This is a genomic window from Streptomyces sp. NBC_00012, from assembly GCF_045040875.1.
In the GTDB taxonomy this organism is placed as follows: domain Bacteria; phylum Actinomycetota; class Actinomycetes; order Streptomycetales; family Streptomycetaceae; genus Streptomyces.
In genome coordinates this window covers 4,102,697-4,116,281 of the sequence record NZ_CP108309.1, presented here as the reverse complement: position 1 = coordinate 4,116,281, position 13,585 = coordinate 4,102,697, and the positions used below count along the sequence as shown (strand labels likewise).

At 70.5% G+C, this 13,585-nt stretch carries 9 protein-coding genes; 6 read left to right on the top strand and 3 right to left on the bottom strand.

From position 1 onward, the window contains the following. Window positions 1-78 precede the first annotated feature (78 nt). The 3 genes from OHA19_RS18915 to OHA19_RS18905 form a co-directional block, all read right to left on the bottom strand. Window positions 79-1,680 (bottom strand): serine/threonine-protein kinase, encoded by a 1,602-nt coding sequence (locus tag OHA19_RS18915; protein ID WP_405750854.1) that lies wholly within the window; start codon window positions 1,678-1,680, stop codon window positions 79-81. Then, window positions 1,677-2,492 carry a serine/threonine protein kinase gene (locus OHA19_RS18910; protein WP_405753272.1) on the bottom strand — a complete coding sequence of 272 codons (816 nt, stop codon included), beginning with the start codon at window positions 2,490-2,492 and terminating at the stop codon, window positions 1,677-1,679. Before OHA19_RS18910 ends, OHA19_RS18915 begins: the two co-directional genes overlap by 4 nt. Window positions 2,493-3,099: 607 nt before the next feature. Then, window positions 3,100-3,843, bottom strand: coding sequence for a DUF4232 domain-containing protein (locus OHA19_RS18905; RefSeq protein WP_405715077.1), 744 nt, complete (start codon window positions 3,841-3,843; stop codon window positions 3,100-3,102). Window positions 3,844-4,071: 228 nt separating this feature from the next. Between OHA19_RS18905 and OHA19_RS18900 the strand changes: the two genes are divergently transcribed. The 6 genes from OHA19_RS18900 to OHA19_RS18875 all read left to right on the top strand — a co-directional run bounded on the left by OHA19_RS18900 (window position 4,072) and on the right by OHA19_RS18875 (window position 13,479). Then, on the top strand, window positions 4,072-6,093 hold the full coding sequence (locus OHA19_RS18900; RefSeq protein WP_405750851.1) for a hypothetical protein: 2,022 nt from the start codon (window positions 4,072-4,074) through the stop codon (window positions 6,091-6,093). Window positions 6,094-6,247: 154 nt separating this feature from the next. Then, complete coding sequence (locus OHA19_RS18895; RefSeq protein WP_405750848.1) at window positions 6,248-6,649, top strand: hypothetical protein; 402 nt, start codon at window positions 6,248-6,250, stop codon at window positions 6,647-6,649. Continuing rightward, on the top strand, window positions 6,646-8,520 hold the full coding sequence (locus tag OHA19_RS18890; protein ID WP_405750845.1) for an alpha/beta hydrolase: 1,875 nt from the start codon (window positions 6,646-6,648) through the stop codon (window positions 8,518-8,520). Before OHA19_RS18895 ends, OHA19_RS18890 begins: the two co-directional genes overlap by 4 nt. Before the next feature lie 823 nt (window positions 8,521-9,343). Next, on the top strand, window positions 9,344-11,650 hold the full coding sequence (locus tag OHA19_RS18885; RefSeq protein ID WP_405753271.1) for an alpha/beta hydrolase: 2,307 nt from the start codon (window positions 9,344-9,346) through the stop codon (window positions 11,648-11,650). Beyond that, window positions 11,647-12,249, top strand: a complete 603-nt coding sequence (locus tag OHA19_RS18880) for a hypothetical protein (protein WP_405715087.1) — start codon at window positions 11,647-11,649, stop codon at window positions 12,247-12,249. The genes OHA19_RS18885 and OHA19_RS18880 overlap by 4 nt, the downstream gene beginning before the upstream one ends. A gap of 219 nt (window positions 12,250-12,468) precedes the next feature. Beyond that, window positions 12,469-13,479 carry an NlpC/P60 family protein gene (locus OHA19_RS18875; protein ID WP_405715089.1) on the top strand — a complete coding sequence of 337 codons (1,011 nt, stop codon included), beginning with the start codon at window positions 12,469-12,471 and terminating at the stop codon, window positions 13,477-13,479. The last annotated feature ends 106 nt before the right edge of the window (window positions 13,480-13,585 follow it).

Genomic DNA, 13,585 nt, shown 5'->3' with positions numbered 1-13,585 from the left:
CCGCAACGTAGTGGCGGGGTGCCGGGCCGGACATCCGGAACGATCCGGAGTGACAGCCCGCGACGCGGACGCCGAAACTCAGCGAACAGGCACGGACGCGGGTACGGACGCGGGTACGGAGGTGGGTACGTGCGTGGGTACGGGTGTGCCCGTGGGGCGCGGGCAGTCGGGGACCTGGGGGTGGTCCGCCGTACGCACGGCCGGCAGCCAGGCGGAGGTGACGGCTGAGGCGGTCGAGCCGGTGGAGACGGAAGAGGTCGCGGAGCCGGCCGGCAGGCGGACGTGGTACCACTCCGTGGAGCTGGCGTCCGACTCGTCGATGATGGGGATCCCATGGGGGAGGCGGCAGTCGACGGCGAGGATGTCGCCGTGCCATACCCGTACCGGTACAACGTTGTCGACGGTGTACGGCTGAAGAGGATCGACGGCCAGGCCGAGGCTGCACTGCGGGTTCCGGTCCGTGCGTTCCCTGCACCCGTCGTCGGCGTTGAACACCCGTAGCCGGGCCGGTGGTTCACTCTTCGCGTCGGGAGCGCCGTCGCCGACGGTGTGCGACCAGAGCGTGGCGGCTACCGAGCACACGGCCACGGTCACCAGGGCGGCGCGGGACCTCCATCGGCGGCGTGCGGGGCGGGGCGCCGTCGACCGGACGGTGATGCGTGCAAGGAGGCTCTCGGCGCTGTGCTCGGCGCGGTCGGCGTGGGTCGGGGCCAGGCAGTCGGCGGCCAGGGCGCGCCAGAACGGCGGCAGCGCACTGTCGAGCCGCAGTGGTGCGCGCCCGTCGGCGTACTCCTGCACCGCCGCGCCGCGCGCCACCGGCGTCGCGCCGGGGAACGGCGAGGCACCGGAAGTGAACACCTCGTGGACCATGATGCCCAGGGCCCAGATGTCGGCACTGGGCCGGACCTCGACGCCGTGCTCGCCGAGCGGGGCCTGCCAGCGCTCGGGCGGGAGGTAGTCCAGGGTGCCCATCGGAGGTGCGTACCCGTGGGTGCCGTGGGTGCCGGTCAGTTCGGTGGCGAGCCCGAAGTCCGACAGCTTGAGCGCGCCGTCGGCCATCAGCAGGATGTTCTCCGGTTTGAGGTCGCCGTGCACCCAGCCGCTGCGATGCAGATGGGCCAGGCCTTCGCAGATCTGGGCGAACAGCGGGGCGATGTCCGCCTCCGCGACCCCGGCGTCGAACAGGTCCCGCAGACTGCGCTCGGCCCGCTCCATCACCAGCACGATCGCACCGTCCAGGAACGCCCGGTCAGGGTCGCTGATCACGACGGAGTCCAGCAGGCGGATCAGCCTCGGATGGCCGGCCCGGTGACCGAGCTCGACCTCCCGGCGGGCGGTCTCCGCGACCTTGCGGGCCTGGCGCGGTGCGAGCCCCGCGGTCGGCAGGAACTTGAGCGCGACCTCCGCCGGTCCCGATACCGGTCCCTGCCCCGGTTCCGGTTCCGGTCGCGGTCCCGATCCCGGTCGCGGTCCCTGCCCCGGTTCCTGCCCCGGTCTCCGCTCCGACTCCGGTCGCTGGGGCGAGTTGTCGACCGGGCGGCCCGCGTACACCGTTGCCCAGCCGCCGGACGCGATCGGCTCGGTGACCTCCCAGCCACCGACCCGGTAGCCGCGCGGGAGCAGCTCCGTACGGTCACTTCCCGCCCGGGGGCCGTCGCCCTCGGCGGGCCTGCCGCTCAACTGCCCGTCTCCCGCCCCCGGTTGCGCGTGGTGGTCCGGGGCGGCAGCAGCGCCAGATGCTCTTCCCGTACGAGCCCGAACCGCAGGGCGATCCCGACGAGGGCTTCCCGCTTTCCGTTGCGGCGCGCCCCTCCGGATCCCTGTTCGGCCGGGGCGCTTATCCGCATCTTCTCCTCGGCGAGGTAGTCGATGTGCGAGCTGACCGCCCGCGCCTTCAGCCGGCCGCACGAGGCGTGCCCCTTGAGCCGCTCGACGATCTGCGGGGTGGTCGGCACCGCGACCGGGGACTCGTCGCGCAGCCGGGGTTCGCAGAGTGCGACGAGGATCAGGAAGTAGAGGGCCGTCTCGTCCAGCGAGTACGCCATGACGGTGCGACTGCCCCACTGGCCTGCCGCGCCGTCGGGGCCCGGACAGGGGTCCAGATAGACGTGGTCGGGCGCGAACACCTGGAAGGAGACGCTGGTGTCGCGGCGGGTGGGCAGCACCACCCGGGAGAACTCGAAGGGGATGGGGGCGCCGGCCCGCCGGGGCGGGACCCGCAGATACTCGCCCGCGCCCTCCGGGTTCTCCACCAGGTAGCTCTGGGTCGTGCTGTGGTTGCTCAGCTGCCAGTGGTCGTCCGTCACCCGGATCTCACCGGCCAGCCGGGAGATCGCCTCGTCGTCGAGGCGCAGTTCGACCGGGGTCGTCGCGGAGCCCCGCCCGAAGCGCGCCACTTCTCCCGGGCCGAGCCGCAACGTCACCGGGTCGCCGGAAGCCACCCCTCCCGCGTCGTCGCTCCTCCGCGGCAGATAGACCACGATCCCGCTCAGTGCACCCACCTCGCCCCCGTGTCGGTGACTCCCACTCCGGCCGAACGTTACCCATCCAGGTCAGCCGTTCCGGCCCGGATTCTGGTCGTTTTCGGACTGCCTCCGAACCGGCGTCGGGTCACCACCGGACCGTCCGCCGTGCTGCGGATCCGGCTCGGGAACGGGCGTCGGCGGAGCTCGCGCCGGGCGCCCAGCTTCGGTTTCTCGCGAAGGCCGGAGAGTCCTGGGGCGCCGGGCTCAGCTTTTCAACTCGGTTTGAGGAAAGGGTTATTCACCGTGGAACGCGACTTCGCCCGCTTTGGCGAACTGGCTCGATTTCGCGTATCCGTTGAGCGGATCGGCTAGTGCGCCGAAGCCGCTGAAGCCGCTGAAGCCGTCGGAGCCGGCGGACGCCCCGAGCAATGGAGAGACGATGCGAGCGCGGGGCAGAGGCGCCGGGAACGCCGCGCAGAGGGCCCGGATCCAAGGCGATCCGGGCCCTCTGAGGTGTCTGCGGTGTAAGTGATGGTGCCTGCGGTGCGGACAGTGCGGGTGGTGCGGACGGCGCGTGCGACGTGGGGGAGGAGCTGTGTCCCGCGGAGCTCGTCGTACGCCCTGGTTCAGCAGGTCAGTTGCCCGCCTGCTGCATGGAGCTCACCGCGTCGGCGACAGTGCTCCGGTACAGGCCCAGCTTCGCGTCGCCCACCTTGACGTCCGGGCCGAGCTCGAAGTTCTGCGTGTCCGCGTTGGGCATGTGGTCACCGTCGGGCAGCACGTTCATCTCGTTGACCCAGGTCACGCCGTTCTTGCCGCCCGGGTTGAGGTCGATCACCGCGATGGCGGCCGTCTTGGGCTTGACCGGGTACGCGGGTGCGCCGCCCAGGCCGCCGGGAACCGCCGGCGTGATGTCGCTGCTGTGGTCCGAGGCCTTCGAGGCGCCCAGGCTGACCCGCGGGAAGTAGCTCAGGCCGCAGGAGTTCGCGCCGGTGTTGTTGACCTCGATCACCTGCTGGGTGGTCGAACCCTCACGGGGGTACACGCGCACCGACAGGTCCGAGCTCTTGCACGGGTGCTTGTAGGCATAGCTGTCGCTGGTGTTGCCGCCCGTCGCGCTGCTGCCGCCGGAGGTACCGGTCTTCGAGGTGCCCGTCTTCGTGGCGCCGGTGTTCTGCGCGGCATCGCCGGTCTTCTTGTTGTCCGTGGTCGTCGCGTCGGCGGCGGGCTGGGAGGCGGCGACCGTAGCCTTGTCGTCGGCCGGCCCGGCGGACTTCGTGCCGGTCTCGTCCCCGCTGCAGGCGGTGAGCGCGAGGGCCAGGACCGCGGTGACGGCGCCGAGGGTGGCGGTGTGCTTGCGGCTGCGGAACGTACGCATGGAAATCTCCCAGGATGAGCGTGAGGCAAGGCCCGGATCCTGCGGCGAACCGCTCTCTCTGACCTCTTGACAACATAAGCATCCTGTGGGTCGCTCACGTTCCGCTGACGCCTCACTGACGTCCGGCTGACGTCCCCGAAGTGGCGTACAGGGAAATCTGGTGGTGCGTGGACGGGGGGTCTGTAAGACTCCGCGCATGACTCATGGAATCGAGAACCACCCCGCCCGTTGAACGCCCCGGAAGAGCGCGCCGCGCTCACTCCCGCGTCCACTCCCACCGCCTCCCCCACCTCCGTTCCCTCCGCGCCTGCGCTCTCGCTGTACGCCTACGCGCTGCGCCTTCATCGAGCGGAGCCCGGCGGCAGGCTCCCCGAAGGGGGATACGCCCTGCCGGCCCCACCGGGGCGCCGCAGCCGCCGGACCAGAGCTCCCTGGAAAGCGGCCTGCGCGGCCCTGACGGAGGCGCTGGCCCCTCTGATGGCCGTACCGGGCACGGCTTGGACCGGGGCGGACACGGATCGAGCCGCCCACCGGATTCATCTGCGCCTCGCCGACCTGAGCGTCCGGGAAGGGCATGTCCAGTTCGTGGTCGCCGAGTTGCCGTTGGAGGACGAGGGCTGGGCGCGTGCGCTCGGCCGGTGTCTGACACGTACGGGAACAGGTGTCATGGCGGTCTGCGTCGGCCTCGCCCTCCTGACCCGCCTCGGTGAACCTGAGGACGTCCCGTACCTCAGGACCCTCGGGCAGCTCAAGGACCTCGCCGGCCACGCCGTACGTGCCCTCGACGCCATCGACCGCCCGACTGCGGCTCTCGTATGGCTGGGCCACTACGCCAGTGGTCCGGAGCTGCGCGCCCTGGTCGACGCCCTCGCCGCCGTCGACGATCTCTCCGTCGGCGATGATCCCTCCGCCCGCAGCCGACTGGACGCCGTGCTTCGGAAGGCGGGCGCTGTGCGGCCCGAGACCGCTCGCAGAGTCGCCGAGGCCGTCCGGCTCGCCGACCTCCTGCGGGAGCACGACGCCCGGGACGCGGGGCTGGTGGCCGGGGCGGGACGGCTGCTGCGACGGATGTCGAGCGTGAACGACGACCGGGCCGAGATCCTCGCCTGTCCGGTGGCCGTCGGCCTCTTCGAGGCGTTCGTCGTGCGTGCTGCCGAACTGCCGCCCACCCTCGACCATTACGCGACCCTGCTGTCCGTCGCGCTCGAACTGCACAGCGGCCCGAGCCGCCTGCTGGAGTGGGAGAGGGGCCGACGCGAGGCGCTGCTGGACGGACTGGAGTCCGTGCTGAGCCGGTCGGCCTGCCGGGCGCTCCCGGACGGCGAGCCCGCGGAGGACTCCGGCTCCGGCTCGGGAGCCGACTCCGACTCTGACTCTGACTCCGGCTTCGGCTCCGGCTTCGGCTCGGGAGCCGGCTCCGGCTCCGATGGACAGGGGCGGGTGGAGTGGGCCCGGAGCACGGCCCTCCGGCTGTTCGGCCGCGATGCCGAGCGCGCGGCTTCGGCGGGCCGATTGCGGATCGAGGCCACCGTCCTCGACCCCGTGGATCCGTACGTCGTCGAGACGCGCATCCTGATCGACGGGCTCCCCCTGGTACCGGCGGCCTTCGGCCGGGGCCCCGCGCACAGCCCGGAGTACCTGCTGGACAGCGGCCGCCTGCGGGCCACCGGCGAACCGCGGGAAGTCCAGCTCGCGGAGGCGTACTGCACCGAGGGCTGCTGCGGCGCACTGCACGTCACCATCCGCCGGGACGGGGACCACGTCGTCTGGTCCGACTGGCGCCGCCCGGCCCCGCCTCTCTCCCCGCTGCCCGCGCGCGAGCTTCCCGAGTACCGCTTCGAGGCCGCCGCGTACGACGCGGAGATCGCGCGTGCCGAGAACGACCACTCGTGGACGTGGCCGGCCCGCAGGGCAGCCCGGCTCATCGCGGCGGGCGTGCGTGACCGGCCGGATCTGCTCACCCGCTGGGACGCGGAGCCGTACTGGATCGGCACCGACTTCAGGAACCGGGACATCGTCGCCGTCTCCCTCAGATGCCGTGCGAGACCCGCCGCCGGGGAGAACGGAAGGGACGGAAAGAACGGAGAGAACGGAGGGGATGGAGAGGTCGGCGAGGAAGTCCCCTGGCAGTACGTCATGTGGCACATCCCGGCGGACGGAACCGCTCCCGAGGACCTGGCCGCCGCCGCGCTCCGGCGCCTCGCCACGTCGGACCCGAGGACGTACGGCGGGGGCGGCGGCAGCCGGTAGGGCGGGTGCCCGTCCACCGTTCGGGTGATCCGCTCCGGGGGCGTCGCGTCGGGAGGGCCGGTAACCACGGGCCGCGACGCCCGTCGGCGGTCGGGCGCGTGGCGTGTCGCCCCCGCCGGATTTGGCACAGTGCCGCTCCGCGATCAAGAAACGGGTGGGCGCAGTGGCAGTGGTGGGACAGCCGGAGGGCCGGAAGCGGCCGAGCGATCCGTCGAGCGGCGGCGGGGACGTTGGGGACGTACTGAAGCACAGCGCTGGTGCCTGGCTGCGGGCGGCCGGTGGCGCGGAAGGGATGTGTACGCACCTCGGCCCGGTGAAGTCGGAACTGGAGACCGCGCACGAGGGCCTCCTCGCCGGGACCGGTGGACTGACCGCGATGGCGGAGCTGGGCGCCGTACGGGAGTCGTGGACGCGCAGGTTCGAGGCGGCGCGCGGGGAGTGCCGGGCGCTGGCCGGGAAACTGCGGGCCGTCGCCCGGATCCAGGGCGAGACGGACGAGACCGTGAAGTCCGCCTTCGCCTCGGTGGCTCCCGCCGGTCGGGACGAGGCGCGATGACCCTGACCTGGGCACAGTTACGGGACCTGAAGTGCGACGGACTGGAGGGTGCGGCCGACGGGTGGGGGAAGGCGAGCAACCGCGCCGACGCGGGCCGGGACCGGATCGAGACGCAGCTGCTGAGCGGGTTGCGCGAGACGCAGCGCGGTGAGGCGGCGCGGGCGGCGGTCGGACGACTGCGGCAGATGAGCCGGAACCTGAGCTACGTCTACACGGAGTGCGGCCTGCTCCGTACGACGCTGAACAGCCTGGCACACGAACTTCGCGCCCAGCAGCGGGCGTTGCGGGAGGCGCTGGATGACGCGCAGGCTCTGAAGTTCACCGTGCACGGGGACGGTTCGGTGACGTATCCGGCGGCGGGCGAGGGCCTGATCGACGGCAGGCCGCTGCCGGGCGGGACGGCGTCGACCGGGGACGCGCTGCCCGGCCTGCACGCGCCTTCGGGCCTGGTCGCCCCCAACCCGAACGTGGCGAAGGCACAGGACATCGCGGACCGGGTCGCGAAGGCCGTGCGGACGGCGGCCGAGATCGACTGGCGGTACGCCGGGATCCTGCGGAGGCTGAAGGCCGAAGAGGGCCTGAGGGTCCCGGACTCGACGTGGCAGGACGCGGCGGGCGACGCGGCAGCGGTACGGGACGCGGCACGCGGCTACCTGAAGGACGCGATCCCGTACGACGCGTCACCGGCCGAACGGAACTCCTGGTGGTCCGCCCTGACGGACGAGCACCGCGAGGAGTACCTCGCGGTGTACCCGGACCGGATCGGCAACCTGGACGGCATTCCGGCGCTGGTGCGGGATGCGGCGAACCGGGACAACCTTCAGCTGCTGATGGGGAAGCTGGAGGGGCGGGACGACGCGAAGTCGCAGACGCAGCTGACGGCGCTGCGGGAGATCGACCGGCAGCTGCGGGCGGGCAGCCGCCCTCCGATGTACCTGCTCGGCATCGGGGACGAGGGGAACGGGCGGGCGATCGTCTCCTTCGGGAATCCGGATACGGCGAAGAATGTGGCGGCCTATGTTCCTGGGCTGGGGACATCTCTGGACAAGGAATTTGCAAAAGGTGACTTGAAGCGGGCGAGGGACACCGCGATCGGCGCAAATGAGATGAACCCCGGATCGCCGACCGCCTCGATCGTCTGGCTTGGATATGACGCACCGCAAGTCTCGGTAGGTGATCCCACGGGGAACTTGGACGTCGCGGGCAAAGGTGCGGCATCGGCGGGTGCGCCGGCATACAACCAGTTCATGGCGGGAATTTCGGCAACGCATCAGGTTGGAGATCCGCATGTCACGGCGATCGGGCATTCGTACGGCTCCTTGACGGTCGGTCTGGCCGCCCAGGAGGACGGCGGCATTCCGGGCGCTGACGAAGTCGTTCTGGTGGGCAGCCCGGGGACCGGTGCGCGATCCGCGGAAGAGCTGGGCGTCGGCAGGGAGCACGTGTTTGTGGGGGCTGCGGAGAACGATCCGGTCACCAAGCTGCCCAACAGCGAGGAAGCGAGCGGAATCGGGACCGGTGTCGTTGGCGGGGCATCGACCGGATTTGTGCTGGGGGCAGGCGCTGGGCCGATGGGCGCTGCGATCGGTGGAGCAGCGGGTGGTGTTGCGGGCGGCTTTGCCGGTTACTCGGCGCAGCACGCGCAGACCGACAAGAGCGAAGCCTGGTTCGGAACGGATCCTGCGCACCGGGACTTCGGTGCGAATCGATTCGCGGTGAGCGATGGGCCGCGAATCTTCGAACGGGGACACGACGTGGCGGAAGCCCACTCCAACTACTTCGATCCTTCCAAGGACCAGATGTCGGCGGACAACATTGCACGCATCGTTTCGGGGAAGTCTTCCGAAATTCAGCAGGAGAGTCCCAGGTGAACCCACGCATGGCTCTGCTGGTTTCAGTGCTGCTCCTCCTCGCAGGTTGTGGCGCCGGGGGCGGTCCGTCTGGTGTCGAGAACGGTGGAGGTGGCACAGATATGAACATGCAAGAGGCAGCGGACAGGGCTGACGAGATTCTCGACAGCACTTTTTCCCGAATCAAGCCGGAAGTTCGTTGGGTGCACGGAGAATCCACGGAAGGGAGCTGCGACGTATCCCGGCGACGAGCCGTAGTGACCGTGATCTCCGCAGCCCGCAGAGGCAGTTTCCTCGGAGTCGTGGAGAGAGCGTGGCAGGGCTCCGGCTACCACCGGCTCGGGGTGAACGCCAACTCGGAAAGTCCTGCGACCTACTTCGAGACACCCGACGGGTTTCGGGTGCGGCTTCTCATCGGAGGGAGAGGTCAGGCGTTCTTCGAAGTGGCGACGCCCTGCGTCGATGAATCCCCGGTTGCGCCGCCGGCCCCGGCGCCCGGCGAGGAAGGGCATGTGGATGAGCCCGTGCCCGCCCCCGACGTCCACTCCGACTTCTGGTCAGCCGGGGCGCCCTGACGCTCCATCAATGCTGTCCCCAATGACCCGTAACGGACCGGTCGGTAACAGTACGGGATGGGCCGTGGGTTCGACGTTGAGCCCGGCATTGGGTCCTGGGGCCCATGCCGGGTCTTCGCTGCTGTGGTCGCATACGGATACCGGGGGGGGAACTGTCGCTGCGCCCACTCACAAAGCTGGGGAGACTCGCCGTGTCTGGCATACGAGAACTAGCGGTACCGGGTGGTGCTGACGTGAGCACCGCCGAGGTCCCTCCGGGCAGGCAGCCACTGTCACGCCCCTTGCAGGCGGTACTGATTCTCGTCCGATTGCTCTTCGTCCTCACGGTCGTGGGCGCGTTCGACGCACTGGTCGTGGCCTCGTCCGTCGATGCGGTGGACGGCCGGCTGCTGGGCATGGTGCTGTACGCGTCGCTGCCCGGCATCGCCGGGTTCGTGTTGTCGTTGTTCCTGCGGACCGGTGGCGTCTGGATCCGGCGCGGGCTGCTGGCCGTGAGCGCCTGGCTTCTGCTCGGCGCGCTGGCGACGCTGAACGACGCGGAGAACGGCCGGGGCGTGACGCAACTGGTGCTGCCCGTCGTCATTCTCGTCCTGCTGTTCCGGTCCAGCTCCCGCGCATGGTTCAGGCTCGCGCCCGAACAGCGCGTCGAGCACCAGCCGTTCAGCGTCGTACGACGGATGCTCAAGACGCGTCGGGACAACGGGCAGACCGCGATGGAGTACCTGGGCATGATCCTCGTGGTCGTGGCCCTCATCGGCGGGCTGGTGGCCACGGGAATCGGCGGGCAGGTGTCCGGCCAACTACGCAACGCCATCTGCCAGCTGACCGGAAGTGCCTGCCCGCCCCCCGGTGCCATCGCCGGCGGCGGCAGCAACGGGAACGGCGGCGGGGGCGGGAACGGCAGCGGCGGCGGTGCCGGGTCCGAAGGCGCGACCGTGACCGGTGGAACGGGCTCCGGCGGGTCGGACGCGACCGGGGGCAGTGGCTCCGGGGGCAACGGCTCCGGGGGCAACGGCTCCGGGGGCAACGGTTCCGGTGGGGCCGATGCCTCGGGCGGCGCCGGTGGCGCTGGTGGTTCCGGCGGTGCCGGCGGCGCTGGTGGTTCGGATGGAAACGGCGGTTCTTCTACAGAGGTCAACGCGGGTAGACAAAACCCGGTCCCCGGTTCCACCGACGAATCGAAGGGCGGCTTCCTCACCGGAGTCGTCGGTGACGACGGCCTGCTGGGCGACGTCACCGGGGCCATCGACACGATCGCGCACCCCGCCGACGCCGCCAAGGGTGTCGTCGACCAGTACGCGCAGGCCGCGAACAAGGCCGGCGACAAGTGGGGCAAGGGCAAGTACGTGCAGGCCGCCTGGGACGTGGCTCAGGGTTCCGGCGGAGGCGGCAGCGCGCTCACCGGGCTGCCCGGGTCCGGAACGCGCGTCGAGTCCGCGGTACGGGACGGGGAGCGGAAGTACCTCAACGACCGCATCCCGCACGGTTCCAGCCCGGCAGGCCGCAAGGCGTGGTGGAACGGGCTGACGCAGCAGCAGCGCGATCAGTACCTGGAGCTCTCCCCGGACCAGATCGGCAGTCTCGACGGGATTCCGGTGGCGGACCGCGACACGGCCAACCGCCGCAACCTGCCGAATCTGATCTCGAAGCTGGAGGGCCAGACCGACAAGACGTCGAAAGAACAGCTGGCCGGGCTGCGGGAGATCGACCGGCAGCTGAAGGAGGGCAGCCAGCCCCCGATGTACCTCATCGGCATCGGCGACGAGGGCAACGGACGGGCGATCGTCTCCTACGGGAACCCCGACACCTCGAAGAACGTGTCGGCCTATGTGCCGGGGCTGAACACCGCCCTCGACGAGGAGTTCGCGAAGAGCGGCCTCAAGCGGGCCCGTGACACGGCGATCGGCGCCCAGGGGTACGACCCCTCCAGCGCGGCGATCATCTGGCTCGGGTACGACGCACCGCAGACGCCGGACGGGCTGAGCAGCCTGGCGGTGGCCGGCACCGCGCGGGCGGAGAAGGGCGGCGCGGCGTACAACGACTTCATGGGCGGTATCGTCGCGACCAACCAGAACAAGGACCCGCACATCACGGCCATCGGGCACTCCTACGGCTCGCGCGCCGTCGGTGCCGCGACCCAGCGGCTCGGCGGGATTCCGGGGGTGGACGACATCATCCTGGTCGGCAGCCCCGGGGTGGGCGTGGACCGGGCCGTGGACCTCGGGGTCGGCGCCGGGCACGTCTTCGTCGGCGCCGCGGCCAACGACCCGGTGACCAAGCTCCCGTCCAAGACGCAGGTTGTCGTGGGCGCGATCGGGATGTTCCTGGGCGGTCCGGCCGGTGCTTATGCTGCGGGGGACCTCGCGGACCCGGGCGACGACGACCTCTGGTTCGGCAAGGACCCGGCGAGCGCGGCGTTCGGGGCGAGGCGCTTCCCGGTCGATCCGGGCAAGCCCATGAGCTTCGACTCGCACTCCAACTACTTCACTCCGTCCCGGGACGCCGTGTCCGCCGACAGCATCGCTCTTATCGTGTCGGGGCACTCCGACCGGCTCAAGATTGAGGAGTACCGATGAGCCGCAGGTTCCAGATCGTCGCGGTGGCTCTGGCTGTCGGCTTCGCGTTGTCCGCCTGCGGCAGCGAGAAGGCGCACCCGGGGGCCGACGCGAACACCACGACCACCAGAAGCGCGGGCTCCGAAGGCACCAAGGGGAACACCATGAACATGCAGGAGGCCGCCGAGCGGTCCGACGGCATGCTCGACGACGTACTGAAGAAGATCGACCCCGAGGTGCAGTGGGCGCACGGTCCGACGACCAAGGGCAGTTGTGACGTGACGCGCAGGCGCACCGTCATGACGATCGTGTCCGCGGACCGCAGGCAGGACTTCCTGGACCAGGTCGAGGAGTTCTGGCGGACGAGCGACTACCGCATCAAGGCGAAGAACAAGGACACGGAGTTCCCGGCGGTCTACGCGGTGACGAAGGACGGCTTCGGCATCAGCGTGAGCGTGCGTGCCAAGGGGCAGGTCTTCTTCGAGGCGGACACCCCCTGCGTGAAGGAGTCGAAGGTCGCCGACTCCGCGTCCGAGCCGAACGGACCGGCGTACAAGGGCGTCTACCCGCTCCCCAGCCCCAACGTGCGCTCCGACTTCTGGTCCGCCGGAGCATCCTGACGGTCGCTGAGCGCTGTCCCGGCGATCCGGCCCGCGCATCCCGCGCATCCGGCCCGCGCATCCCGCGCATCCGGCCCGCGCATCCGGTGCGTCCGGTGCGCCGGGCCGGGCGCCCGGTGCGCCGGAAATGCCGGGTCGGCACCCCCCGGTGACCCGGAAGACTCGTACACACCGTCGAAAACGCCCATGAACGCGTCCTCGATGGGGGATGGTTGAGGGGTGCGGAAATTCTGGGTGGTCGGTGGCATCGGTGTCGGCATGGCCATGTGCTTCGTGGCGCTGCTCGTCGTCGGTACGTACTCCGCCGCCGCCGGACTGGGCGGTTCCGGTGGCGGCGGAGCCGTCGCGCTGGCCAAGGGGGCCGTGCCCGCGAAGTACCAGCCGCTGGTGCAGAAGTGGGGCAATCTCTGCCCCGCCATCAACCCGGCCCTGCTCGCCGCCCAGCTCTACCAGGAGAGCGGCTGGAACCCCCGGGCCGAGAGTCCCGCCGCCGCGCAGGGCATCGCCCAGTTCATCCCCGGCACCTGGGCCGGCCACGGGATCGACGGGGACAAGGACGGCGACCGGGACGTATGGGATCCGGCCGACGCGATCCCGTCCGCCGCCTCGTACGACTGCGAACTGGCCGGGTACGTGAAGAAGGTGCCGGGGGATCAGACGGACAACATGCTGGCCGCGTACAACGCCGGCGCGTACCGGGTGATCCGGGCCGGTGGGATTCCGGACATTTCAGAGACCCAGAACTACGTCACCATCATCCGGTCCCTGGAGAAGAGCTTCGCCAGGCCCGTCGGGCGCGTGCAGCCCTCGCAGCAGGCGGCCGGGGCGATCTACTTCGCGCAGAAGAAGCTCGGTACGCCGTACCTCTGGGGCGGGAACGGCACGCCCGAGCAGAACGGGCGCTTCGACTGCTCGGGGCTGACCCAGGCCGCGTACCGGACCGTGGACATCGAACTGCCCCGGGTGGCGAACGATCAGTACAACGCCGGGCCGCACCCCTCGCGGGACGAGCTGCTCCCGGGCGACCTGGTGTTCTTCTCGAACGACCTGGGCAACTCGCGGGCCATCCATCACGTGGGGATCTACGTCGGCGGCGGGTACATGATCAACGCTCCGTACACCGGGGCCGTGATCCGGTTCGACAAGATCGACGCGCCCGACTACTTCGGCGCGACGCGCGTGACCAAGGACGGTGCCGCGGCTCTTCCGACGGCCCGGCCGGAGGCATGACGCGGCGGCGGCGGTGGCCGGAACTCTCTGTGAAGCCTGGGCCCTGAGCTGCGACGACGAGTCTCTCTTCGATAACGTCATGGTGATCATTCGGTGGAGAGCGGAA